The sequence below is a fragment of the Pseudoalteromonas sp. Z1A2 genome, from assembly GCF_011378755.1.
In the GTDB taxonomy this organism is placed as follows: Bacteria; Pseudomonadota; Gammaproteobacteria; order Enterobacterales; family Alteromonadaceae; genus Pseudoalteromonas; species Pseudoalteromonas distincta.
Window position 1 is genome coordinate 1 of the sequence record NZ_WTKX01000011.1, and the last position, 23,631, is coordinate 23,631.

A 23,631-nucleotide genomic window follows, 5' to 3' on the forward strand; every position below is an offset into this window, starting at 1 on the left:
ACGCGAAGGCAAGCTCACTGACTTCGATGTGATAAATGATAGCTAATCATTTATCAATGAGAGATACAAGACGCGCAGCTTGCTGGCGTGACGAGCGAAGCTCGTAATTTCTAGGTTTTGGTTTCTTCTCATTTATTCCTCTTTTACTTCTCTTTGTGCAATAAGGTTTTAAGTGATTTATTCACAAAGAGGCTAAGAGGTCGCTGCGCTTCAGAGAAGTAAAAATACATAATTACTATGTTTTATGTCTTCTCATTTACTCCTCTTTTGCTTCTCTTTGTGCAATAAGGTTTTAAGTGATTTATTCACAAAGAGGCTAAGAGGTCACTGCGCTTTAGAGAAGTAAAATACATAATTACTATGTTTTTATGTCTTCTCATTTACTCCTCTTTTACTTCTCTTGGTGCAATAAGATTTTAAGTGATTTATTCACAAAGAGGCTAAGAGGACGCTGCGCTTTAGAGAAGCAAAACTACATAATTACTATGTTTTCTCACTTGCCGTTTTTGCTTAACCCTTATAACCGTTAGGGTTATTTGACTGCCAGCGCCAGGTATCTTGCATCATTTCATCAATACCGCGCACTGCTTCCCAGCCAAGTTCATTAAGTGCTTTTTCTGGCGCTGCATAACACGCTGCAATATCACCAGGGCGGCGAGGTGAAACCTGATAGGGTACAGCCTGATCGCTTGCTTTAATAAATGCATTAACCATTTGTAGTACAGAATACCCGTTACCAGTACCTAGGTTATAAACTAATGCACCTGTGCTGCTGGCAATTTTATCAAGCGCTTTTAAATGGCCAATCGCTAAATCTACAACATGTATATAGTCGCGCACACCGGTGCCATCAACTGTGTCGTAGTCATCACCAAATACAGCGAGTTGCTTTAATTTACCTACCGCTACTTGTGCGATAAACGGTAAAAGGTTGTTTGGAATACCATTAGGGTCCTCACCAATTAAGCCCGACTCATGTGCACCCACTGGGTTAAAGTAACGCAAAATAGCAAACGCAAAGCGCTCATCTGATTTAGCGATATCTTGTAGCATCATTTCAACCATTAGTTTAGATGTGCCGTAAGGGTTAGTAGTACCGCCGACAGGAAAGTCTTCTTTGATTGGTAATCTTGCTGGGTCGCCGTAAACCGTGGCTGACGAGCTAAATACCAATTTAAATACACCCGCATCGCGCATCGCATCAACAAGCGTAAGCGTACCTTGAACGTTGTTTTGATAGTACTCAACTGGCTTTGCAACCGACTCGCCTACTGATTTTAAACCCGCAAAATGTATAACACTATCAACCGTATGTTTTGCAAATACAGAATCTAAAAAGGGTTTATCGAGAATATCGCCTTGGTAAAAAGTGGCTTCTTTACCTGTTATATTTTTTACGCGCGCAAGTGATTCTTGTGATGAGTTACTTAAATTATCAATAACAACAACATCGTTACCTTGTTGTAAAAGTTCTAAAACAGTGTGCGAGCCAATATAGCCTGCGCCACCGGTTACTAAAATAGTCATGAAAGCTCCGTGGGTACCTTTTATCAATTAAGTTAATTTCACCATAAATAGAGGTGATTTACATGTTTTATCTGTAATTTATATGATTTTAATCGTATTTTTTTGATATCAGCACATTAAATGCTTTTGATTAGATTTTGTGCAAAACAAGTAGCACTTGATTGGTAAGATTAAGTTATAGTTAATAAACAAGTGCTAAAATAGCTTTAGTAATAGCTAATACTAGGTTTACTCCAATCCACACTTTTGTGATTGGTTACCTCTTTGGAGAAAGATATGAATTTAGTTAAAAAAATAGCAACAACAATGTGTATCGCATTACCTGCGCTTGCCCATGCTGGTGAGTCTGTTGTTAAATGGAATGACTTTAATGATTATCGTGATGTGCGAGCGTCTAACCAAGCTAAGAGCTCATATCACAAAAGTGTGGCAGCAAGTTTCGAAAAGCATATGGCTAAACTAGCCGAGCAATTGCCAAAAGACTATAAATTAAATGTAGAGTTTACAGATTTAGATTTAGCAGGTGATGTGCGTTATGGTGGTATGGACGAGATTCGTGTAGTAAAACCAATTTATTTTCCACGCATAAAGCTAAATTATTCGTTAACCGATAACGACGGTACAGTGCTAAGTAAAGATACTGATGTGGAGCTTAAAGATATGGGCTTTATGGATAAAATTAAAATGGGCCGCGACGAATCATTTTATTACGAAAAACGCTTACTAACAGAGTGGTTTGGTGAACAAATATTACCAAGTTTAGATTAACTGAAAATAAAAATGCCGCTAAATAGCGGCATTTTTATTTTTAAGCTTTACTTAAAAGTAGCTAACAACGTGAGTATTTGTTGTAACTTAATAACGGTTGTTTTCAGTTTTTCTTCTTCAAAACCATCGTTAGATAAGCTTTCAACATCAGCGGCTACGTCAAGTACGTAAGGCTTAAAACGTTTAGCTTCAAAGCTAAAGCCAGAATCGGCAGTAAATAAGGCTTTAAACTTACCGTGACCTTGCTGTTGAAGCTCGTCGAGTTTTTTGTCAGCATCAAGTGCCTGACGGTAAACAATTTTTAAGTTGGCATTGAGTTGTTCAATAATAGAATCCATGGTTTTCCTAAAGCTTTGCACTGCATTGCCGACATAATACTTGGATTACATTTAAAAGTCAGGTTTGTTATATGAATATATCAGGCACAAGTTTACCCGCTGTTTCTGGCTCAGGCCAAGGCAGTGAGCTTTATAGCGCTGCTTTATCTAAAAAGCAGCAACTAGCAGATGGCGCAGCAGCACTTGCACTTATTGAAGGTGCTGCACAATCGTCAAGTGCGCAAACACCGGCTAAATCGGTAACAGCATCATTGGGTAACAACGTAAATATATACGTTTAAATGCTGTTTTAAATTAGCTTAAGATCGATAGGTGTTTTGCTTTTTTGACCACCGATTTCTCTTACTAATTTAGGCACTAAAAATCCAGGCAGAGCTTTTAATAGCTCTGCCATTATTTCAATTGCTTGCGCTTCATTAATATCAAAGTGGCTCGCCCCTTCAACTTTATCGAGCAAATACAAATAATACGGCAATACGTCTGCGTCAAATAACGCTTCGCTTAAATTTATTTGCGCATCGAGCGTATCATTCACATCTTTTAAAATTACAGCTTGGTTTAAAAGCGTTACGTTTGCTTGTTTAAGCTTTTGCATAGCTGCTTTAAAGTCAGCGTCTATTTCGTTGGCGTGGTTTATGTGATTAATAAAAATAATTTTTAATGGCGATTTTGCTAATCGCTCACATAGCTCATCGGTTACTCGCGCCGGTATAACTACTGGTAAACGGCTATGAATTCGCATTCGTTTAATTTGTGGTAATTGCTCAAGCTCATCTAAAAACCAACTTATTGCATCGTCTTTGGCCATGAGCGGATCGCCACCACTTAAAATCACTTCGTTTATATTGGCATCAGATTTTATGTAGCTTAGTGTTTCAAGCAGGCTTTTTTTATTAAGTTGGTTTTCTTGATACGGAAAATGCCTTCTAAAGCAGTAACGACAATTGACTGCACAGCCGGTTTTAAACATTACTAAAACACGTGATTTATACTTATGTAAAAGGCCGGGTTGTTCGTTGTCTTGCTCAAGTAGGGGATCTTTATTAAAACCCGACTTAGTTAAAAATTCTTGATGGCGTGGCATGACTTGCAATAAAAGAGGATCGTTTGGATCGCCTTTGCGTATTTTTTTTATAAAAGGGATAGGCACGCGTACCGGAAATAAACTGCGGGCTTTTAGGTCGTTTTCATGGACTTGGCTCGATAAACCGACCATTTCAAGCAAGGTTTTTGGGCAGGTAACTACATTTGCTAATTCTTTTTGCCAGTTTTTATGCAAATTTGCTTCATTTCTTTGTATCATTGGCATGTAGATTACTCGAAAAAATATAAATAGAGGAAACGATGGCGAATTATAGCACCAACGAGTTCAAGGGCGGCCTAAAAATTATGATGGACGGCGAGCCTTGCAGTATCTTAGAAAATGAAATGGTAAAACCTGGTAAAGGCCAGGCGTTCAACCGTGTTCGTATCCGTAAACTTATCTCTGGTAAGGTGCTTGAAAAAACCTTTAAATCGGGTGAATCAGTTGAAGGTGCTGATGTAATGGATACAGATTTAGCGTATCTATACACAGACGGCGAATTTTGGCATTTCATGAACAACGAAACATTTGAGCAAATTGCCGCTGACGAAAAAGCACTAGGCGATGCAGTTAAATGGTTAGTTGAAAATGATTTATGTACAATTACATTATGGAACGGCAGCCCTATTGCTGTTACACCACCAAACTTTGTTGAGCTTGAGATCACTGAAACAGATCCTGGCCTTAAGGGTGATACAGCGGGTACTGGTGGTAAACCAGCAACGCTTAGCACAGGCGCTGTAGTACGAGTTCCATTATTTGTACAAATTGGCGAAGTAATTAAAGTAGACACTCGTAACGGTGAATACGTAAGCCGTGTTAAGTAAGCTTTAACATTGTTTATAAAATCCCAGCTTAAGCTGGGATTTTTTTTGGAGAAAATATGTCAGCAGATCTTTGGGCCCCAAGCGCAAGCATTGAAACACTAAAACAACGTGCAGCAATATTACGTAACATTCGTGAGTTTTTTTATACGCGTAATGTAATGGAAGTAGAAACTCCTAGCTTAAGCAGTGCCAGTGTAACCGATGTGCATTTGGCCAGTTTTAACACCACATTTGTAGGTCCAGGGCACGCAGGTGGGCTTCCTCTTTTTTTACAAACATCTCCAGAGTTTGCTATGAAACGCTTGTTAGCAGCAGGCTCAGGTGCTATTTTTCAGCTTTGTAAAGCATTTAGAAATGAAGAAGCAGGTAGTCATCACAATCCCGAATTTACAATGCTTGAATGGTATCGCCCAGGCTTTGATGAATTTGCACTTATGGATGAAATGGATGAACTAATGCGGCTTGTTTTAGATGTTGAGCCGGCAATAAAGCTTACTTATCAGCAAGCGTTTGAACAAGCACTTGGGCTCGATCCGCTAACAGCGAACACAGAGCAATTAAAGCAACTAGCGTGTGAGCATGGATTTGTTGATATAACCAAAAACGAAACAAATAAAGACACCTTATTGCAGCTGTTATTTTGTATGAAAGTAGAGCCAACCATTGGGCAAACTAAACCGTGTTTTGTATATCACTTTCCGGCATCCCAAGCGGCACTTGCACAAATTTGTGAACACGATATACGTGTAGCAGGGCGCTTTGAGCTTTATTACAAAAATATGGAATTGGCGAATGGCTTTAACGAACTCACAAATGCCAGCGAGCAAGCTAAACGTTTTAATGAAGATAACGCATATCGCGCTGAAAACGGTTTAAAGCAAGTGCCAATGGATACGCGTTTAATTAAAGCGCTGGAGCATGGATTACCACAGTGCGCAGGGGTTGCTTTAGGGATTGATAGGTTGGTAATGCTCGCAACAAATAAAGAAAAAATTAAAGACGTAATAGCGTTTGATGTGCAAAGAGCGTAATGCTTAGCCTGTAGGCGTAGGTGTAATATTTGTAGGTGCGAATTTATTTCGCGCTCGTGTAATTTAACTTTATAAAAAAGCGAGGTATAAAACCTCACCTACAAATAAAAACACCGCGTTTAAATTAAACGCGGTGTTTTTATTTGCTTGCTGTAGCTTTCATTTGAAAGCCAACGGCTGTGCTTTACAGATTAAGTGTAAACGTAACACCTGCAACACGAGGCTCACCTAATTGTGTGTAGGTATGCGTTGTGTAACCATCTTGTGGATCGTTACCAAACTCAAAACCACGTGTAGGGACTGTCTCGTCAAACACGTTACGAGCCCACGCGCGAACTGCCCACATGTCTGCTTCGTAACCAAAGCTTAAGTTAACTAAGTTGCTGCTTGGTGCCTGTGAGTTATGACTATCTGAGAAGTAGTAGTCGTCCTTACCTTCAACACCAATCATACCGTAAAGCTCACTTGTAAAGTTATAGCGAGCAGTAAACGCATACTGGTATTTAGGTGACTGTGCTTGCTCACGACCGTCTTGGTTTAAGCCAGACTGCGTTACAAAGTCATCTATTTCAGTGTTTAAGTAACCAGCACTACCCGTTAAAAATAGATTATCAGTTAGTTGGTAACTACCTTCAACTTCTAATCCGTAGTTGCTACCAGAACTTGCGTTATCAACATAACCGGTAAATTGCTGACCTTCTACTTGCCATGCTTTTAACTGAATATCGTCGCGGTGCATGTAAAATGCAGCTAAGCGAAGCGTAAATTTGTCATCAAGCGATGAGCCTTTAACACCAAATTCGCCACTCCATAAATATTCAGGGTCGAAACTGGTGTGTTGCTGGAAAAAATCAGCGCTTAGGTTTAAGCCTTCATCTTTGGCTTTAGCAAGCGCTTCTGAGTTAATACCGCCAGCTTTGTAGCCACGCGTAATGCTGGTGTAGATCATAGTGCGATCAATCACTTGATATTCAAGTGCTATTTTACCGCCAACCATTACGTCGTCGGTGTCTTGTATAAAGCCATTGCTATCGGTGTAGTCGCCTTGGTATTGCTCTACACGTAAACCTGTAATTAATGTTGTTTTAGGGCCAATTGGAGTCGCTACTTGACCATATACTGCAACGTTACTCGTTTCGTAAGTTGAAGAAAACGGGCTTGCTAACCATGTGTATTGGCGCTCTAAATCAACGTCACGGTTTTGGTAATAAATACCCGCAACCCAGTTACCCGTTTTAGAATTAAACTGTAAATCTACAGACTGATCGTCGCGATCGCGGCTGTATAAATCAGTTGAGCTGTATCCATCTGGATGTAAGCCAGCAGCACATAACTTTGGCTCACTTGTATCGTTACATACCCAGTCTTCGTCAAAGCTGTAAAGTAATTCGGTATCAATAGCCGACAGGTTTAGATTTACATCAAAAGCGTCAAAACCCGTGTAAGTATTCTTGACACCTATAGCGTAGCTTTCTTGATTATCTTGCCCTGGTTCATCGGCAACACTATTGCGGCTGTTATCAAGCGTAAACGCATCGTAACCATTGTTTATGTCAATATAGTGAAGGTTTAACTCAGTATTTAAATGCTTTGTAAGCTGACTGTTTATTTTAAAGCGGGCTACTTGTTCGTCTTGATTTTGTGTTTCGTCATTTAAGTACAAGTTATCTACGTAACCGTCTGACTTTCTGCGAAAGTAGCTAACGCGTGCGCTAGTGTCATCTGTTAAACCAGTGCTTGCTGCAATACCTGCTTCACGTGTGTTGTACGTGCCAGCACCTACTTGTAATTTTAAACTTGGATCGCTCGTGGCTTTAGCTGAACCCATTTGGATCATACCAGCCATGCCGTCTGCGCCAAAGCGTGTACCTTGTGGACCACGGTAAATTTCTACTTGGTCTATATCAAATAATAATGAACTGCCACCAAGGCCAGAATAGTTAATACCATCAATAACTAAGCCTACAGATGGATTAATAGGGTCTACAAATTGTGAACGAAGTCCCACGCCACGAATTTGAATATAACGACCGCGCGACGCACCAGATGCAAAATTTATATTGGCGGTACTGCCTAACATTTCGTCTAAGTAACTTGCACCACGTTGATTAATTTCATCTTCGCTGAATAAGCTCGCACTCGCGCTTAAAGTTTGAATGCTTTCGCGCTGAAAATCGCCAGTTACAACAATTCTTTCTAGGTCGCTATCATCAGCGTTAGCTGCAATTGGTGCACCAAGCAGCGGTAAAAGTGCGGCAGTAATTAAAGACAAACGTAAGTTCATTGGGTTACTTAACTCCATTTTAGGGACTCGTATGGTAGCAATTATTTAAACACATGTGCTATAAACGCGGCAATTATACGTTAAATAATCAGGATTACTAATATGACCTTTAAAGTTGACTTCAAAGTACGTGATTACGAATGTGACTTACAAGGTATCGTAAATAACAGTGTTTATTTTAATTATTTAGAGCATGCTCGACATGAGTTCTTGTACGCACACGGTATTGATTTTGCTCAGTTAGCAAAAGATAAAATTAACCTAGTCGTGATGCGCAGCGAAATGGACTATAAACATTCACTATTACCAGGTGATGAATTTTATGTGGCTGTGGAGCCGCAGCGTATTAGTCGTTTAAAATTTGCGTTTAAGCAAACGGTTATACGTAAAAGCGATGAAAAAGTAATGCTCAATGCACTGGTTATAGGAACGTCTGTTAATGAAAAAGGTAGACCGTTTTTACCTGAGCAAATAGATAACGTATTTAAAACTACAACTTAGTACTTAATCGCATAACTTTTGAACTATCATAGAACAAAAATTTACATTTAAAACATGCATTTTTAACGGATAAAGGACATAAATATTGTTACAATTACATTAATTAGACAATTAGTTAGTAGTAGCATGAAATTAGCAGCAATACCGATGCTTATAGTCGGTTTATGTGTTGGTTGCGCATCAACAGGGACGGTTACCAGTGAGCAGCTTAAATACACCCAATGGCAATTATCACGTGTTGATGGTTTAGCAATTCCACCTTCGTTTAATGCATCAATGAGCTTTATTGAAGCACTGCAAGTAAACGGTTTTGCTGGCTGTAACAAATTTTTTGGTGAAGGCTCGCTTGAAGAAAGTAACCTTACCGTAAGTAAATTAGGAATGACCCGCAAGTCGTGCGGCGAAGAGCTTGATGAGTTTGAGCAGCAGTTATTACAAGCCTTAAAGCAAGGTGCCGAGCTTAAAATGCAAGACCAGCAATTAGTCATGCAAGGCGAGCAAACATTTGTGTTTATCCCTAAATAATTTTAAGTTTTTGAAAAACAGCCCCTTGCGGGCAGTTTTTAACTGACGTACACTCAGCGCAGATTTGTTGAATAATATCTTCGAATCGACGAACAAAATTTATATATCAATACTTGTCGGAGTGCCAAAGCTAAGGAATTAGTTTTTGGCTGAGATCGCGAAAGCGGGATCCGTGAACCTGATCAGGTTAATACCTGCGTAGGGAACAAGCTGCCTAAAATGGGACGCTTGTGCGTCTTTTTTTATGCGCACAATAAAGTGATTTATTTTTTAGGCTGCAAAGTAGCATGTACGCTACTTTACGATCTTTCTCTATTCCTCGGAATATCTGACAAGACAACCCTTAAGCAATGAGGCAAGTCATGTCAAATACTACAAATAAAGCGTCACGCCGAGAAACTCGTGCTGCCGCGTCTGAATATATTTATAACTTAACGGGTCAACCGTTCCCAAATTCTCATAAAGTATACGTTGAAGGTACTCAACCAGGCGTGCGCGTTGGTATGCGTGAAATCACGTTAAGTGATACGTTTATTGGCGGCACAGATGAAAACCCTGTTTATGAGACAAACGATCCGCTTCGTGTTTACGATACGTCGGGCCCGTATACCGATCCTAATTTTGAACTAGACGTGCGTAAAGGCTTACCAAAATTTCGTGAACAATGGATTGAAAGCCGTGGTGACACTGAAATTTTAGAATCAGTGACGTCGCAGTTTTCGCAGCAGCGCATGGCAGATGAAGGGTTGGATCATATTCGCTTTGATCACCTTCCAAAAATTCGCCGTGGTGTCGCTGGTAAAAACGTAACGCAAATGCACTACGCACGCCAAGGGATTATTACCCCTGAAATGGAATACGTAGCTGTTCGTGAAAATATGGGACGTGCAGAAATTCGTAAAGAATTACTTGCCGCGCAGCATAAAGGCGAGTCGTTTGGCGCGAGTATTCCTGAATTTATTACCCCAGAATTTGTACGCGACGAAATAGCCCGTGGTCGCGCTATTTTACCAAATAATATAAACCATCCAGAAACAGAGCCTATGATTGTAGGTCGTAACTTTTTAGTAAAAGTTAATGCCAATATTGGTAACTCATCGGTTAGCTCATCTATTGAAGAAGAAGTAGAAAAAATGGTGTGGTCTACCCGCTGGGGCGCAGACACCGTGATGGACTTATCAACGGGTCGTTACATTCACGAAACGCGTGAATGGGTTGTACGTAACTCGCCTGTACCTATTGGCACAGTACCGATTTATCAAGCGCTTGAAAAAGTAAACGGTGTGGCTGAGGATTTAACGTGGGAGATTTTCCGCGATACGCTTATAGAGCAAGCTGAGCAGGGTGTTGATTACTTTACTATTCATGCGGGTGTACTACTTCGTTATGTACCAATGACGGCTAAACGTGTAACCGGTATTGTGTCACGCGGTGGCTCAATTATGGCTAAGTGGTGTTTAGCGCATCACAAAGAAAACTTTTTATACACGCACTTTGAAGATATTTGCGACATTTTAAAGCAATACGATGTGTGTTTTTCACTCGGTGATGGCCTGCGCCCTGGTTCGATTGCAGATGCCAACGATGAAGCGCAGTTTAGTGAGCTACGCACATTAGGTGAACTGACTAAAATTGCGTGGAAACACGACGTACAAGTATTTATAGAAGGCCCAGGGCATGTGCCAATGCACATGATTAAAGCCAATATGGATGAGCAATTAAAGCATTGCGACGAAGCGCCTTTTTATACTTTAGGCCCTCTAACGACCGATATTGCACCAGGGTACGATCATATTACTTCTGGTATTGGGGCAGCTCAAATAGCATGGTACGGCTGTGCAATGCTTTGTTATGTAACACCTAAAGAGCATTTAGGTCTGCCAAATAAAGAAGATGTTAAAGAAGGCTTAATTACCTACAAAATAGCTGCACATGCCGCCGATTTAGCAAAAGGTCACCCAGGTGCGCAAGAGCGTGATAACGCGCTATCAAAAGCACGCTTTGAATTTAGATGGCATGACCAATTTAATATAGGTTTAGATCCAGACCGTGCTCGTGAATATCACGACGAAACCCTTCCGCAAGAATCAGGCAAAGTGGCTCACTTTTGCTCTATGTGTGGTCCTAAATTTTGCTCTATGAAAATTAGCCAAGAAGTACGCGATTACGCTAAAGATTTAGAAACACGCGGTATTGATCCAAATGACGCTGGCGAGGCTATTGAAATCAAAATGATTGATGTAGAAGCCGAAATGAAAGCCAAATCAGCTGAGTTTAAGCAAACAGGCTCAGAAATTTACCACAAAGCGGTATAGCAAGAAGTTAGATACAGATGTAGGTGAGGTTTTATACCTCGCTTCTTTAAACATTGAAGAAGTGCGAGTGAGTTCGCACCTACTAATAACTGCTTTTGGAGGTTTTATGTTTTATAACATTGCTGTGGTGGGTTTTGGTTTAGCAGGGCGCTTAGCTGCCCTTGAGCTAAGTAAGTTGCATCATGTAACGGTGTTTGAAGCAGACGATGAGCAAACCCCAAATAGCGCCGGTAAAGTGGCAGCAGCCATGCTGGCACCGCTGGCTGAGTCGGTGTTATGCGAGGCTGATTTAGCTTTAATGGGGCTTGATTCAATGAAGCGCTGGCCAGAAATAGTGAGTGAACTTGAGGGGGATGTGTTTTTTCAGCAGCAAGGCACATTGGTTGTTGCGCATCAGCAAGATAAAGGCGATTTACAAAGCTTTACCCAGAGAATAAAGCCCATAGCAGGGCAAAGCGCTCAGGTATTGAATGCTCAGCAAATAGCGCAGTTAGAGCCAGAGTTTGCTAATCGGTTTAATCAAGGTCTATTTTTACCCTGCGAGGGGCAAATAGATAACCAAGCCTTTTATAAAGCAAGTTTTACCATGCTCAACAAGCGCAAAGTTAAGTGTGTGTTTAACCAGCGCGTAACCATTAAAAACGGTGAAATAAATAATCGACCATTTGACTACATTATAGATTGTCGTGGGCTTGGTGCTAAAAGTGATAAACCGCTTAGAGGTGTGCGCGGTGAAGTCGCAAGGCTATATGCACCTGAAGTAAATTTAACGCGACCTGTGCGTTTAATGCATCCGCGTTACCCAATTTATATAGCGCCTAAACCGAATCATGAATATGTAATTGGTGCGACCGAAATAGAATCGCAAGATAGCGGCGCCGCAACAGTGCGATCAGCTCTTGAGTTACTTTCAGCGGCTTATACCGTACACAGCGGATTTGCCGAAGCACGACTACTTAATATTCAAGCCGGATTACGCCCTGCATTTAGCGATAACCGCCCAGAAGTATCACAAGTTGGCAATGTAATTAGCATTAATGGCTTGTATCGCCACGGTTATATGCTGGCACCGGCATTAGTGGCGCAAGTAGTTTCACGAATAGAGTGAGAATAAAATGAACATTACAATTAATGGCGAGCTACTTAATGTTAATAGCAAAGCACTCGTTGAGGTACTTCAAAGTTTTGGTGCAGTCGCGCCTTTTGCTGTGGCTGTTAATGGCGAATTTATTCCACAAAGTCGACACAGTAACTATGTACTTAATGAAGGCGACAGTGTTGAGTTGCTGTCACCCATTCAAGGCGGATAAAGCTCATGCAAACTAAAGACTGTTTAACTATTTATGGAGAGCAAATAAAGAGTCGTTTATTAATAGGCTCTGCGCTTTATCCGTCGCCCGACATTATGACCCAATCGATAGTCGCCTCTGGCGCTGAAATTGTAACCGTGTCGCTTAGGCGCCAACAAAGTGCAGCAGCCGGTGATGACTTTTGGCAGTTAATAAAAAATACAGGCTTAAAAATACTGCCTAATACCGCAGGGTGCCATAGTGTTAAAGAAGCGACAACCCTTGCAAAAATGTGCCGAGAGGTATTTGCCACCGATTGGATTAAGCTAGAGCTGATTGGCGATGATTACAATTTACAGCCTGACCCTTTTGCGCTACTTGAAGCCACAAAAATATTAATTAATGATGGCTTTAAAGTATTGCCTTATTGCACCGATGACTTAGTACTTTGCCAGCGCTTAAATGAGCTAGGGTGTGAGGTGCTTATGCCGTGGGGGGCGCCAATAGGCACCGGTAAAGGCTTGTTAAATAGTTATAATTTAAAAACTATTCGAGAGCGTTTACCCGATACCACATTAATAGTAGATGCCGGTTTAGGTTTGCCATCGCATGCCTGCCAAGCACTCGAAATGGGGTATGATGCGGTATTATTAAATTCAGCCATTGCAGGGGCGGGCTGCCCAATTACTATGAGCCGCGCATTTAAAGCCGCAGTTGAAGCAGGGCGCTTTGCATATCAAGCAAAAGCAATGCCTGAAAAAGACGTTGCAGCCCCATCAACCCCAACAATGGGTATGCCATTTTGGCATCAGCAGTGAAGGAAAGAATATGAATAACGTAGTGTGGACAATTGCCGGATCTGATTCGGGCGGCGGTGCAGGTATTCAAGCAGATATAAAAGCAATGCAAAGTTTTGGTGTACATGGCTGCACGGCAATTACGGCGCTTACTGCGCAAAATAGTTTAGGTGTAGAAGCTATTAATGCTGTGTCTACCGATATTATTGAATCGCAGTTACTAGCGCTTGAAAAAGACATGAAAGCCAAAGTAATAAAAATTGGCATGCTTGCCAATGTGCAGCAAATTCAGCTGATCAGCGAACATATAAGCCACTATAAAGCTAAGTGGCCTGTGCCTCCCGTTATTGTATATGACCCTGTTGCTATTGCCTCAAGCGGTGACTTACTAACAGAAGAGGACACGGTAAGTGCAATAAAAGAATGTTTACTGCCGCTGGTGGATGTAATAACCCCAAACACCCATGAAACACAGTTATTAACCGGTGTGTATTTAATTGGCCCGGCTGCAATAAAAGAAGCGGCTAATAAGCTATTAAGCTGGGGCGCAAAAGCCGTTGTTATTAAAGGCGGACATTGGGATTACCCAAGTGGCTACTGCATTGATTATTGTATTGATAGTAATACGCAAAATGGTGAAGAATACTGGTTAGGCAATCAAAAAATACAAACCCCGCATAACCACGGCACCGGATGTAGCATGGCTTCGGTAATTGCTGCATGTTTAGCTAAAGACTATCCATTAAAAGATGCCTTTATTTTAGCTAAGGCATATATAAACCAAGGGCTAAAACAGTCGGTACGTTATGGCGAAGGGATTGGACCGGTTGCTCATACATCGTTCCCCACTAATTTAGCTGACTACCCACAAGTGATTGAACCGGGGAGCTGGCTGGGTGATGAACTAGATTTTGATGTGCCGCTTGATTTTAATTTGGCTGCTGATTTTGCACCTTGTGAAAGTAAATCGCTTGGCTTGTATGCAGTTGTAGATAGTATAGATTGGTTAGAAAAGTGCTTACAACAAGGCATTAAAACAGCGCAGTTACGCGTTAAAAATAAAACGCAAGACGAGCTTGATGGGCTCATTAAGCAAGCTGTTGAGCTGGGCAAGCAATACAACGCACAGGTATTTATAAACGACTACTGGCAGTTAGCTATTAAGCACGGTGCATATGGCGTGCATTTAGGGCAAGAGGATTTAGACATTGCTAATTTAGCGGCAATTAAAGACGCAGGGTTAAGGCTTGGGCTTTCTACTCATGGTTTTTATGAAATGTTGCGTGCGCATAATTATCGCCCTAGTTATATGGCATTTGGCGCTATTTACCCAACCACAACAAAAGATATGACAGGTCAAATACAAGGCCTTGAAAAGCTGATTAAGTTTGTACCACTGATGCAAAGCTACCCAACAATAGCAATAGGCGGGATTGATTTAAGCCGTGCTGAGCAGGTAGCGAAAACTGGCGTAGGCAGTGTTGCTGTAGTGCGTGCGATTACCGAAGCTGATAATTACGTAGAGGCTATAAGCGCTCTGCAAGTGGCCATAAGCAGTGCCAATTAAAACTAACAAGGGTAATACTAACAAGGCCGGTAAACGTGAATGAGCTAAGCGATAAAGAAACCCTGCGTTACAGCCGCCATTTATTGCTTGAAGAAGTTGGGCTTGAAGGGCAATTAACACTTAAATCCTCAACGGTTGCAGTTGTGGGGGCTGGTGGTTTAGGTAGCCCCGCACTTTTATATTTAGCCGCTGCGGGTGTTGGAACGCTTATTTTAATTGACGATGATGAGGTTGAGCTTTCAAACTTACAGCGCCAAGTGCTTTATAAAATAAATCACTTAGGACAAAACAAGGTCGCTGCAGCGGGTAAAGTATTAGCGAGCCTGAATAATCAAATAAACATAGTAACGCATTGCCGAAAGCTAGATGAGAGTAACGCAACTAACATGCTAAAAGATGCTGACATCATACTTGATTGCTCTGATAACTTTAGCACTCGCTATAGTGTTAATCGTTATTGTATTGCTAATAAAACACCGTTAATTTCTGGTGCTGCACTCGCAACCAAAGGGCAGTTAATGGGCTTTGATTTTAGGCAAAGTGATAGCCCGTGCTATGGCTGCGTTTTTCCACAAAGCGAAGCTACACCAGTTATCAATTGCAGTAACGCAGGAGTGATTAGCCCGTTACTTGGTGTAATAGGCTCTATGCAGGCGCAACTTACGCTCAACTTATTACTGGGGCATTCAGAGGGGGGGGGATTTATAACCTTTGATGCGCTTACTTTAAAGCAGCAGCACTTTAAAGTGATTAAAGATTCAGAGTGTAAAGAGTGTGGAAAATAGGTTTTTGAGAGGCTTGTGCCTGTTACTACATTTGGCGTTAAAGAATTAAAAGCTGCGCTTTTCGCGTGAGTAAGCTTCACGCCTACAAAAATAAAAAAACCGCGTTTAAATAACGCGGTTTTTTGATTTCTAATTAACGATTGATTTAGTCGTTAATTTTTGCAAACGCAGTACCTAAGCGAGTAACCACTTCTGGTAGTTGATCGTCCAGTATTTCAGCTTTATCAGCACCCCATGCTAGTACCACAGTAGAGCCTAATTTAAAGCGACCCATTTCTTCACCCTTTTTAAGCGTGATGGCGTTATCGCCAGTGGTTGGGTATTTCCAACTAAATACATCGCTACCTGCTGGTGGCGTGACAGTACCTGCCCAAATAGTTTCTATGCTGGCTACAATTGTTGCGCCAACAAGTACCATAGCAAGCGGACCAATTTCAGTTTCAAAAATTGCTACTACTCGTTCATTACGCGCAAACAAGTTAGGCACGTTTTGCGCGGTAAGTGGGTTTACTGAAAATAAATCACCTGGCACGTAAATCATTTTGCTTAGTGTCCCATCAATTGGCATATGAATACGGTGGTAATCTTTAGGTGCTAAATAAATAGTGGCAAACTTACCGCCTAAAAATGGTGTTGTATCATCTTGTGAGCCGCCTAGTAGCGCTTGTAAGCTGTAATCGTGACCTTTAGCTTGTATTAGCTGTCCGTCAACAATATCGCCTAGCTGGCTGATTGCGCCATCCACTGGATGAATGATGATATTGCTATCTTCTACCATTGGGCGCATGCCGTCTTTTAAAGGGCGAGTAAAAAATTCATTAAAGCTTTTATAATGAGCAGGATCTGGGTATTGGGCTTCGCTCATATCTACTTTATATTGCTTAATAAATAGTTTAATTAAAGTCGTTGTTAAAGCGCCTGCTTTAGCTGCGGCTAATTTACCCACTACACGTGAAATAAAATGTTTTGGCATTGCGTACTGCATTGCGATTTTAAATTTGTCTAAACTCACAGTATTTATCCTAAATTATACGCGAGGCGCACGGGCGCCTGCACGGCCATCGGCCATTGTTTCTAAAATTCGGTGGTAGCTGTCAAAGCGCAATTGAGAAATTTTGCCATCTGCTACAGCTTCTTTAACTATACAGCCCGGATCGTTTAAATGTTTACAGTCTCTAAAGCGGCACCCGCCTATAAATTCTCTAAACTCTTTAAAACACCACGTTACACGCTCAACATCTAAATGCCATAAACCAAATTCACGAATTCCTGGTGAATCGATTAGGTTACCGCCACTTGGTAAATGGTGAAGGCGTGAAACAGTTGTTGTATGCTGGCCTAGGCCGCTGTTTTCAGATACTTCTTTAGTTAATATTTCAGCGTTAGGTAATACAGTGTTAACGAGGGTTGATTTACCCACACCACTTTGACCAACAAAAATGTTATTTTTACCAACAAGTACTTCTTTTAATTCATCAATACCATTGCCCGATATATTACTAACAAGGAGTACTTGGTAATCAAGTTTACGGTAGATATCGAGAACTTTTTGTATTTCGCTAAGGCCTGCGTCATCAATTAAATCTATTTTATTGAGTACTAAAATTGGCTCAATACCCATATCTTCACAGGCTATTAAATAGCGGTCGATAATACTTGGGGTAAACTCAGGTAGTACCGCCGATACCATGAGTATTTGATCAATGTTAGCTGCAATAACTTTCACGCCGTCGTAAAAGTCAGGGCGGGTAAGTTGCGAGCGACGCTCTTGCGTGGCTTCAATTACTCCGGCTAAATCACCTTCACTTACTTTGGCACGGCGAAACAATACCTCATCACCACACACTAAATTTGACACGGTACGTCGTATATTACAACGAAGTACATCGCCATTTTCAGTTTCGACATCGGCGTGTTGGCCAAAACGACTGATCACAATTGCGCTCTCGACCTGACCTAAATTATCGGTTTGCCATTCTTGCGCGCCTTTTTTAGCTGGTTTTGAGTCTGCGCTATTAATGCGCTTTTGGTGGTTGGCCTTGATCTGACGCGATTGGCCTTTACTTAATTTTTTCTGTTTTGCCACTGGAGGCCTATAACCTTAGTTAAATGTCGCTTTTCCTAAAAAAAGCTTTAGCTCGACGGTTGATGCTAATATGATATATCGAAATGCGTTGGATCTAAAGGAAAGCACCGCTTAGGTATTATGACTATTAATAAATCAAATTTAATTTGGCTCGATCTTGAAATGACAGGGCTCGAACCAGAGACCGATAAAATACTCGAAATTGCGACGGTTGTCACTGACGCAGACCTGAATATATTAGCTGAAGGGCCAACCATAGCTATTCATCAAAGTGATGAATTACTAAATGGTATGGACGAGTGGTGTACTACGCAGCATGGTAAGTCGGGTTTAACAGCGCGCTGTAAAGCAAGTACATTCAATGAAGAGTATGCCGTGGAACAAACGTTAGATTTTTTAAAACAGTGGGTGCCTGCAGGTGTATCACCAATGTGTGGTAATTCAATTGGGCAAGACCGCCGCTTTATGAATAAATACATGCGTGAACTTGAAGATTTTTTTCATTACCGCAATCTTGACGTGAGTACTATTAAAGAATTAGCACGTCGCTGGAAACCTGAAGTGCTTGCAAAAGTGAACAAAAAAGGTTCGCACCTCGCTTTGGATGACATTAAGGATTCGATTATGGAATTAAAAGTCTATAGAGAAAATTTCTTTAATTTGTAAAAAACACTTGCAAACACATCGGATTATTGTAGAATCCTGCCCCGCTCAAGACGATAACCCACGCGGGGTTAGTGTGTTTGAGTGATTGAATTACCATCAATAAATGCGGTACTAGCTCAGTTGCTAGAATGCTGAACGCGACCAGTCTCGCTTAAGCATAAAATAACTGAAGAAATGAAAATGCGGTACTAGCTCAGTTGCTAGAATGTTGAACGCGACCCGTCGCGCACCAACGTAAAATAACTGAAGAAATAAAAAATGCGGTACTAGCTCAGTTGGTAGAGCGCGACCTTGCCAAGGTCGAGGTCACGAGTTCGAGCCTCGTGTACCGCTCCAATTTCTAACCAAAAGAAATTGAGTGATTAAAAGAAGTAAAAATGCGGTACTAGCTCAGTTGGTAGAGCGCGACCTTGCCAAGGTCGAGGTCACGAGTTCGAGCCTCGTGTACCGCTCCAATTTCTAACCAAAAGAAGTTGTAGTGTTGAATGAAAATATAATGCGGTACTAGCTCAGTTGCTAGAATGTTGAACGCGACCTGTCGCGCACCAACGTAAAATAACTAAAGAAATAAAAATGCGGTACTAGCTCAGTTGGTAGAGCGCGACCTTGCCAAGGTCGAGGTCACGAGTTCGAGCCTCGTGTACCGCTCCAATCTTTTTATATCCTTTCAAAATTCTCTGTATTAAAAATCATAAATAAAATTATAATTTAAAATCTCTCTTATCTACTTTATTCTTTGTGCAATATTCAGCATTAAAGTTTTGGTTGTTAGAAGCTATGGTTTCTCGCGCGAGCTATACGCCTACAATAAAGGTGTTGTACTTTGAAGTTATGAGGTATGAGTGAGGTAAAGAGTCAATACTTTGAAACCGGGAGCTTTTATTAAAATAGCTCACCCTGAATAGTTGCTATAACTCGTCTAGAGCCACCAGAATCGCGATGTTCACCTAAATAAATACCTTGCCATGTACCTAACGCTAAATAGCCATTTGAAATAGGAATACTTAACTCGCAGCCTAACGTACTGGTTTTTATGTGTGCAGGCATGTCATCGTCACCTTCATAATCGTGGCGATAATAAGGTTGACGCTCAGGAACGAATTTATTGAAATGGCTCTCCATGTCCATACGAACAGTAGGGTCTGCATTTTCGTTTATTGTAAGGCTCGCTGAGGTATGCTGAATAAATAAATGTAACAAGCCAACTTTATAACTCGCCAGTTCAGGAAGCTGAGACAATATTTCGTCATCGATTATATGAAAACCTCGCGGGCGAGGCTTTAATGTAATTTGCTTTTGCTGCCAACTCATAGTTTATCGAAACTAACTTCAATGTTTGCATTACCAGCGTCACAGCTAAATGGCATGATGATTTTTTTACCTTGGCTTTTATGAGTAATTGTATGGCCCTTACCAGATACCACAATAGGCGTTGCCATATCAAAGTCGAAGCCTTTCTCGCCAAGTAAGTTTTTAGCACCACCGGTTACCATGTTGGTTATTTCACCAACCATATCGGTAACTTCTTCATCTATAGCATCAGGGCGTTCGCCAAGCATACGCTCCATGATAGTTAATGCTAGCTCTTCATCAAATGTAATTGAAAATGATCCTCGCGTTTGCGGGCCAACCATGCCAATCAAACCTGATACATCACCACAGGCTATTTCATCAGTTTTAATGCGAGGTTTACCTGGCTTCAATTGAGTTTGAGCCATAGTGCTCAAAACATTAATTAAAGAAGATAAAAAAGGATTGATGAATTCTACATTCATAGTGGCTACTCTTAAATTTGTTCTGTGAAATGACTATATAGTTTGAGTATAGTCACTAAGGATAACTTTGAAGGATTATGATGCTCTGCAAGATTCACATTTACCATGTGCTTCTATTGTTTGCCCTGATACAACAAAGCCACCTTCGGCAGCTAAATTATTTAGCTCATGCGAAATTACACTCGAGTGTAATTCTTTGACAAAACCACAGGTATCGCAAATTAACAATTGTACTGGGTGTATATGATCAAAATGATGACACAGCATAAATGCATTTGTGCTTTCAATTTTATGAATAAAACCTAGCTCAGCTAAAAAGTCTAATGCACGATAAATAGTTGCAGGTTTAGCACCCGTTTCAGTTATTTTTAATTGCTCAAGTAAATCGTATGCACCAACACCACCTTGTGCGCTGGCTAATAGGCGAAATACTTTCTCGCGGATAGGCGTAAAACGCGCACCACGGTTGTCACAAACTTGTTTTGCTTTACTTACGAGTGATTCTATATTCATCATTACTCTTATCCTTATGCTACCGTGATATACTAACATACTGTGTTGTAGTTGCAGCGTTTTTATTAAGCGCTTTTTACCTAGGAAACCCAGTAATGCACGAACTATTGGCTATATTTATTTTCTTTTTTGCGGTTATTGACCCCATTGGTACTGTACCTGTATTTATTGCAGTCACACGTGGTGATGATGAGAAATTTAAACGCAAAGTTATATATAAAGCGGTAGGCGTATCTGCATTAGTGCTCTTATTTTTTGTACTTGCAGGTGAGCAATTACTTAACGCAATTGAAATTCCACTTTCGGCTTTTCAAATAGCCGGCGGTATCATATTACTTATTTTTGCGCTTTCAATGATATTTGGTGAAAGTAAGCCTGAAGCCGAAATTAAAAGTGTACGCGACAGCACTGAAACCGCTATTTTCCCGCTTGCGATTCCCTCTATCGCAAGCCCTGGCGCTATGTTAGGCGCCGTATTAATGACTCGTAATGAAGAATATACTTGGGTTGAGCAGTTACTAACGTCTTCGATGATGCTTGCTGTATTAGCGGTTGTACTGGTTTTGTTACTGCTTGCAACACATGTGCATAAATTAATTGGTGACAGTGGCGCAAGTATAATAAGTAGAATTATGGGGCTTATTTTAAGCTCGGTTGCAGTTACCAATATTTTAAATGGTATAGCCCATTATTTTGGCTTGCAGGTTTTCTCTTAACATTGATGCTCGCTAGGCTTTTGTGTAAAATGCAGCGCCTTTTAAGCTGTGCTTAATAATTTTAATACCCTGAGGTTTGCTTTGAATAAATGTACTTTGGATAGACGCTTTTCTGTGGCCCCAATGCTTGATTGGACTGATCGCCATTGTCGTACTTTTCATCGCAAAATGACTAAACATACTGTGCTTTATACTGAAATGATAACCACAGGGGCTATTTTATTTGGTCGAGGCGACTACTTACATTTTAATAAACACGAAGGCCCAGTTGCACTGCAACTTGGTGGCTCTGATCCTAAAGCGCTTGCGCAATGTGCAAAGCTCGCAGGTGAGCGTGGCTATGACGAAATAAATTTAAATGTAGGTTGCCCGTCAGACAGAGTTCAAAATGGCCGATTTGGCGCATGTTTAATGGCTGAACCTCAATTAGTTGCTGAGTGTGTTGCAGCAATGAAAAACGAAGTAAGCATTCCTGTTACCGTTAAAACGCGTATTGGTATTGATGAGCAAGATTCGTATGAGTTTTTATGTGCGCTTATTGAAGCGTCTCATAAAGTAGGGTGTGATGATTTTATTATTCATGCTCGTAAAGCATGGCTCAATGGTTTAAGCCCGAAAGAAAATCGTGAGGTTCCACCGCTTGATTACCCACGTGTTTATCAACTTAAAAAAGATTATCCGCAGTTAGACTTAAGCCTAAATGGCGGTGTTAAAACAGTTGAGCAGAGCCTAGAACATTTGCAACATATTGATGGCGTAATGATTGGGCGTGAGGCTTATAGCAACCCATTTATGCTCAATGACGTTGATGAGAAAATTTATGGTGATTCTGCAAACACGCAGTCACGCCACGACGTAGTGCGTTCAATGTATGACTACATTGAAGAAGAAATGCGTTTGGGTGCTAATTTTTGGCATATTGCACGTCACATGCTCGGTATTTTTCAGGGGCAGCCTGGTGCGCGAGGCTTTAGACGCCACCTTTCTGAAAGTGGTCACGGTAAGCAAGCTGATTTATCGGTAATGGATAAAGCATTAAGCTTTGTACCAGAATAAAATTAAGCTTTAAAAATTCTAAATTTTAGCCACTTTCGAGTGGCTTTTTTGATCCTAAAAATTAGTCAAAATCATAATTTATTGGCCAATTACACTCTATGTTGTTCAGCTTAAAGTCACTAAAATTCAGAGTGGTTTTTATTTAATATAATGATTTTAAACGCTTTATTTTCGTTTTGATGGACTTGGCACAACTCTTGGAATCTTCTTGTTGAAATTAATTAAAAATCAACAGGAGAATACCATGGGAATATTTAACCGCGTAAATGATGTAATTCAATCAAACATTGTCGCCATGCTTGATAAAGCAGAAGATCCAGAAAAACTTTTAAACCTAATGCTTACCGAGATGCAAGATGCATTGAATGAGTCCCGTAGTACAGCAGCCGCTTTATTGTGTGAAGAGAAAGTGATTAATCGCCAAATTGATACTAAAAAAACAGAATTAGCAGCTTGGCAAATTAAAGCAGAACGTGCGGTTGAGAAGGGCAGTGATGACCTTGCTAAATCAGCTTTACTTGAGAAGCAACGCGTTAACGAAAACATTGAAAATAAGCAAACTCAACTAGAAACTTTGCAAGAGTCTATTGCAAAAATTAAGTCTGATTGTGAACGCTTGCAGCAAAAAATGGCTATGGCTAAAACTAAGCAAGCTCAGTTAATGCAACGCCATAATGTTGCTATTGCTAGAGGGCGAATCAGTACGCAACTACAAAGCGATAAAGTAGCTCATGCGTTGTCTCGTTTTGAACAAATAGAGCAGCGTGTTGAAGGTATTGAAGCTCAAGTAGAGGCTTATGAGCTGACTGATACAGCAAGCTCTACCAGTGCCCAAATTGAGTCGTTAGTTAAAAATGAAAAAATTGATGCTGAGTTGGCTCGCTTAAAAGCGAACTTAAATACTAATTTAAAACACACTGCTTAGGAGATTGCTATGAACAGCTTTAATCGTCAACAAGGTTGGTATAAAGATACTTTGAATAAAAAAATATCGGGTGTGTGTAGTGGTTTAGCCCATAGATTGGACTTTCCGGTTTGGGCAACCCGCGTAGTTACTATTTTATTATTTTTGAGTTTTCCGTTTGCAGTTGCACTTGGCTATTTTATAGCGCATTGCTGCCTTGAAAATAAAGAGTATTAATAGCAACAGGCATAAATATTTGAACAATTTAACGAATTAA

The 23,631-nt window shown here is 40.7% G+C and carries 26 protein-coding genes, 3 tRNA genes and 1 riboswitch; of the genes, 20 read left to right on the plus strand and 9 right to left on the minus strand.

Features of this window, described 5'->3' with window-relative positions:
- Nucleotides 1–510: 510 nt before the first annotated feature.
- On the minus strand, nt 511–1,527 hold the full coding sequence (gene galE / locus GQR47_RS09340; protein ID WP_024596702.1) for a UDP-glucose 4-epimerase GalE: 1,017 nt from the start codon (nt 1,525–1,527) through the stop codon (nt 511–513).
- 276 nt (nt 1,528–1,803) lie between these two features.
- Here galE and GQR47_RS09345 point away from each other — a divergent pair, with 276 nt between their 5' ends.
- On the plus strand, nt 1,804–2,295 hold the full coding sequence (locus GQR47_RS09345) for a DUF3016 domain-containing protein (protein ID WP_024596701.1): 492 nt from the start codon (nt 1,804–1,806) through the stop codon (nt 2,293–2,295).
- 47 nt (nt 2,296–2,342) lie between these two features.
- Here GQR47_RS09345 and GQR47_RS09350 read toward each other — a convergent pair whose 3' ends face one another.
- Nucleotides 2,343–2,633 carry a hypothetical protein gene (locus tag GQR47_RS09350; protein ID WP_007585044.1) on the minus strand — a complete coding sequence of 97 codons (291 nt, stop codon included), beginning with the start codon at nt 2,631–2,633 and terminating at the stop codon, nt 2,343–2,345.
- Nucleotides 2,634–2,704: 71 nt separating this feature from the next.
- On the opposite strand from GQR47_RS09350, the gene GQR47_RS09355 reads away from it, so the two are divergent.
- Nucleotides 2,705–2,914, plus strand: coding sequence for a hypothetical protein (locus GQR47_RS09355; protein WP_002960797.1), 210 nt, complete (start codon nt 2,705–2,707; stop codon nt 2,912–2,914).
- An 8-nt stretch (nt 2,915–2,922) separates the two neighbouring features.
- Here the strand turns inward: GQR47_RS09355 and epmB are convergent, their stop codons facing one another.
- Nucleotides 2,923–3,936: an EF-P beta-lysylation protein EpmB gene (gene epmB, locus GQR47_RS09360; protein ID WP_033013297.1), complete on the minus strand. Its 1,014-nt coding sequence runs from the start codon at nt 3,934–3,936 to the stop codon at nt 2,923–2,925.
- A gap of 41 nt (nt 3,937–3,977) precedes the next feature.
- On the opposite strand from epmB, the gene efp reads away from it, so the two are divergent.
- Nucleotides 3,978–4,544, plus strand: coding sequence for an elongation factor P (gene efp, locus GQR47_RS09365; RefSeq protein ID WP_024596699.1), 567 nt, complete (start codon nt 3,978–3,980; stop codon nt 4,542–4,544).
- 56 nt (nt 4,545–4,600) lie between these two features.
- The gene (gene epmA, locus GQR47_RS09370) at nt 4,601–5,575 is read left to right on the plus strand and encodes an elongation factor P--(R)-beta-lysine ligase (protein WP_024596698.1); all 975 of its coding nucleotides are present in this window, start codon (nt 4,601–4,603) and stop codon (nt 5,573–5,575) included.
- A 184-nt stretch (nt 5,576–5,759) separates the two neighbouring features.
- Here the strand turns inward: epmA and GQR47_RS09375 are convergent, their stop codons facing one another.
- Entirely contained in the window at nt 5,760–7,877 is a 2,118-nt protein-coding gene (locus GQR47_RS09375) for a TonB-dependent receptor (RefSeq protein ID WP_024596697.1), read from the minus strand.
- A gap of 84 nt (nt 7,878–7,961) precedes the next feature.
- On the opposite strand from GQR47_RS09375, the gene GQR47_RS09380 reads away from it, so the two are divergent.
- The 8 genes from GQR47_RS09380 to GQR47_RS09415 all read left to right on the plus strand — a co-directional run bounded on the left by GQR47_RS09380 (nt 7,962) and on the right by GQR47_RS09415 (nt 15,638).
- Nucleotides 7,962–8,360, plus strand: a complete 399-nt coding sequence (locus GQR47_RS09380) for an acyl-CoA thioesterase (RefSeq protein ID WP_010555268.1) — start codon at nt 7,962–7,964, stop codon at nt 8,358–8,360.
- A gap of 126 nt (nt 8,361–8,486) precedes the next feature.
- A complete protein-coding gene (locus tag GQR47_RS09385; protein WP_032826923.1) occupies nt 8,487–8,885 on the plus strand; it encodes an META domain-containing protein in 399 nt (132 codons plus the stop codon).
- Nucleotides 8,886–8,992: 107 nt separating this feature from the next.
- A riboswitch (TPP riboswitch) is annotated at nt 8,993–9,107 on the plus strand.
- A gap of 140 nt (nt 9,108–9,247) precedes the next feature.
- A complete protein-coding gene (gene thiC, locus GQR47_RS09390; RefSeq protein WP_165723742.1) occupies nt 9,248–11,200 on the plus strand; it encodes a phosphomethylpyrimidine synthase ThiC in 1,953 nt (650 codons plus the stop codon).
- A gap of 106 nt (nt 11,201–11,306) precedes the next feature.
- Nucleotides 11,307–12,308: an FAD-dependent oxidoreductase gene (locus GQR47_RS09395; protein WP_165723743.1), complete on the plus strand. Its 1,002-nt coding sequence runs from the start codon at nt 11,307–11,309 to the stop codon at nt 12,306–12,308.
- 7 nt (nt 12,309–12,315) lie between these two features.
- Nucleotides 12,316–12,510: a sulfur carrier protein ThiS gene (thiS, locus tag GQR47_RS09400; RefSeq protein WP_002960781.1), complete on the plus strand. Its 195-nt coding sequence runs from the start codon at nt 12,316–12,318 to the stop codon at nt 12,508–12,510.
- A 5-nt stretch (nt 12,511–12,515) separates the two neighbouring features.
- Complete coding sequence (locus tag GQR47_RS09405; RefSeq protein ID WP_165723744.1) at nt 12,516–13,307, plus strand: thiazole synthase; 792 nt, start codon at nt 12,516–12,518, stop codon at nt 13,305–13,307.
- 10 nt (nt 13,308–13,317) lie between these two features.
- Nucleotides 13,318–14,853 (plus strand): thiamine phosphate synthase, encoded by a 1,536-nt coding sequence (thiE, locus tag GQR47_RS09410; RefSeq protein WP_024594826.1) that lies wholly within the window; start codon nt 13,318–13,320, stop codon nt 14,851–14,853.
- 35 nt (nt 14,854–14,888) lie between these two features.
- Nucleotides 14,889–15,638, plus strand: a complete 750-nt coding sequence (locus GQR47_RS09415; protein ID WP_024594827.1) for a HesA/MoeB/ThiF family protein — start codon at nt 14,889–14,891, stop codon at nt 15,636–15,638.
- A gap of 145 nt (nt 15,639–15,783) precedes the next feature.
- Here the strand turns inward: GQR47_RS09415 and asd are convergent, their stop codons facing one another.
- Both asd and rsgA read right to left on the minus strand, forming a co-directional pair.
- On the minus strand, nt 15,784–16,650 hold the full coding sequence (gene asd, locus GQR47_RS09420) for an archaetidylserine decarboxylase (protein WP_004336058.1): 867 nt from the start codon (nt 16,648–16,650) through the stop codon (nt 15,784–15,786).
- A 15-nt stretch (nt 16,651–16,665) separates the two neighbouring features.
- On the minus strand, nt 16,666–17,724 hold the full coding sequence (rsgA, locus tag GQR47_RS09425; RefSeq protein ID WP_024603418.1) for a small ribosomal subunit biogenesis GTPase RsgA: 1,059 nt from the start codon (nt 17,722–17,724) through the stop codon (nt 16,666–16,668).
- A gap of 120 nt (nt 17,725–17,844) precedes the next feature.
- On the opposite strand from rsgA, the gene orn reads away from it, so the two are divergent.
- The 4 genes from orn to GQR47_RS09445 all read left to right on the plus strand — a co-directional run bounded on the left by orn (nt 17,845) and on the right by GQR47_RS09445 (nt 19,041).
- Entirely contained in the window at nt 17,845–18,390 is a 546-nt protein-coding gene (gene orn / locus GQR47_RS09430) for an oligoribonuclease (protein WP_024596132.1), read from the plus strand.
- Nucleotides 18,391–18,650: 260 nt separating this feature from the next.
- Nucleotides 18,651–18,726, plus strand: a tRNA-Gly gene (locus GQR47_RS09435).
- A 43-nt stretch (nt 18,727–18,769) separates the two neighbouring features.
- Nucleotides 18,770–18,845, plus strand: a tRNA-Gly gene (locus tag GQR47_RS09440).
- A 120-nt stretch (nt 18,846–18,965) separates the two neighbouring features.
- Nucleotides 18,966–19,041, plus strand: a tRNA-Gly gene (locus tag GQR47_RS09445).
- Nucleotides 19,042–19,272: 231 nt separating this feature from the next.
- Here the strand turns inward: GQR47_RS09445 and GQR47_RS09450 are convergent.
- The 3 genes from GQR47_RS09450 to GQR47_RS09460 all read right to left on the minus strand — a co-directional run bounded on the left by GQR47_RS09450 (nt 19,273) and on the right by GQR47_RS09460 (nt 20,678).
- Nucleotides 19,273–19,701 carry a secondary thiamine-phosphate synthase enzyme YjbQ gene (locus GQR47_RS09450; RefSeq protein WP_024595808.1) on the minus strand — a complete coding sequence of 143 codons (429 nt, stop codon included), beginning with the start codon at nt 19,699–19,701 and terminating at the stop codon, nt 19,273–19,275.
- Complete coding sequence (locus tag GQR47_RS09455; protein WP_024595807.1) at nt 19,698–20,165, minus strand: chemotaxis protein CheX; 468 nt, start codon at nt 20,163–20,165, stop codon at nt 19,698–19,700. The genes GQR47_RS09450 and GQR47_RS09455 overlap by 4 nt, the downstream gene beginning before the upstream one ends.
- Nucleotides 20,166–20,240: 75 nt before the next feature.
- Complete coding sequence (locus GQR47_RS09460; protein WP_002957918.1) at nt 20,241–20,678, minus strand: transcriptional repressor; 438 nt, start codon at nt 20,676–20,678, stop codon at nt 20,241–20,243.
- Between the two features lie 95 nt (nt 20,679–20,773).
- Between GQR47_RS09460 and GQR47_RS09465 the strand changes: the two genes are divergently transcribed.
- The 4 genes from GQR47_RS09465 (at nt 20,774) to GQR47_RS09480 (ending at nt 23,591) form a co-directional block, all read left to right on the plus strand.
- Entirely contained in the window at nt 20,774–21,394 is a 621-nt protein-coding gene (locus GQR47_RS09465; RefSeq protein ID WP_002957920.1) for a MarC family protein, read from the plus strand.
- A 123-nt stretch (nt 21,395–21,517) separates the two neighbouring features.
- The gene (gene dusA / locus GQR47_RS09470; RefSeq protein WP_024595806.1) at nt 21,518–22,450 is read left to right on the plus strand and encodes a tRNA dihydrouridine(20/20a) synthase DusA; all 933 of its coding nucleotides are present in this window, start codon (nt 21,518–21,520) and stop codon (nt 22,448–22,450) included.
- A 244-nt stretch (nt 22,451–22,694) separates the two neighbouring features.
- Nucleotides 22,695–23,375, plus strand: coding sequence for a PspA/IM30 family protein (locus tag GQR47_RS09475; protein WP_024595805.1), 681 nt, complete (start codon nt 22,695–22,697; stop codon nt 23,373–23,375).
- A 9-nt stretch (nt 23,376–23,384) separates the two neighbouring features.
- On the plus strand, nt 23,385–23,591 hold the full coding sequence (locus GQR47_RS09480; protein ID WP_002957924.1) for a PspC domain-containing protein: 207 nt from the start codon (nt 23,385–23,387) through the stop codon (nt 23,589–23,591).
- Nucleotides 23,592–23,631 lie beyond the last annotated feature (40 nt).